A 966-nucleotide genomic window follows, 5' to 3' on the forward strand; every position below is an offset into this window, starting at 1 on the left:
GGTAAACGTTCCAATGCTTTCTCTAACATGTCTGAAACAAGCGAATACGTCGGTCTAGAACCAATTGTATAGGTAATAATTTCACCATTATACAAATCTAATACAGGTGATACATACAGTTTTTCTCCAAACAATTTAAACTCTGTGATGTCTGTTACCCACTTTTGATTCGGTGCATCTGTATGAAAATTACGCTCTAAAATATTAGGTGCAATTCTACCGACTTTTCCTTTATAGGATTTATATTTCTTCATACGCACAACACACTTTAACCCAAGCTCTTTCATAATGCGCTGAACCTTCTTGTGGTTCACTTTCTGGCCACGATTCGTTAATTCATCACGAATGCGACGATAACCATAACGACCTTCATTTTCCTCATAAATCGCTTTAATCTCAGCTTTCAAATCGGCATCTACATCTGGACGATTCATTTTCTTTACTAAATCATAATACGTGCTTCGAGGAATAGTAGCTAGCTCCACGAGTGCCTTCACCGAATATTTATGCCTTAATTCATAGACTACTTGCGCTTTGTCTTGTTTTGTGATTTTTCCTTGTTTTGAACTAAGGCATTTAACTTTTTTAAGTACTCATTTTCCATCTCAAGCTGTTTAATGCGTGCTTCAAGTGCTTCGACTGACCCTTCAGCTAAAGGTTGTTTTAATTGTTTATTTGAATCTTTTTTCATGGATGGACGCCCCTTTTTCTTAGATTGAAGGGCATCAATTCCTTGTGTTTCGAGCTGTTTTTTCCAAACAGAAATCGTTGAAGGGGCAGGAATATTAAAGATAGCTGCCGTCTCAAATAAGGACATACCGTTTTCAATCATAAAGTTTAGTACGTCTAGTTTAAATTGTTGTGTGTAATTTGTACATCGTTTTAGAAAAGCTTCCAGACCATTCTGTTTATATTGGTTTACCCAATTCAAAATGATTGTGTCACTTATACCGAGCGATCTACCCA

Annotated in this window: 1 pseudogene; it reads right to left on the minus strand. The window is 36.4% G+C overall.

What is annotated here, in order from left to right:
* Positions 1–966, minus strand: a pseudogene (locus ACS2CR_RS34230) (IS3 family transposase); the annotation flags it as partial.

Origin of the sequence: Bacillus cereus group sp. BceL291, assembly GCF_051776705.1 — a bacterium.
Classification (GTDB): Bacteria; Bacillota; Bacilli; order Bacillales; family Bacillaceae_G; genus Bacillus_A; species Bacillus_A cereus.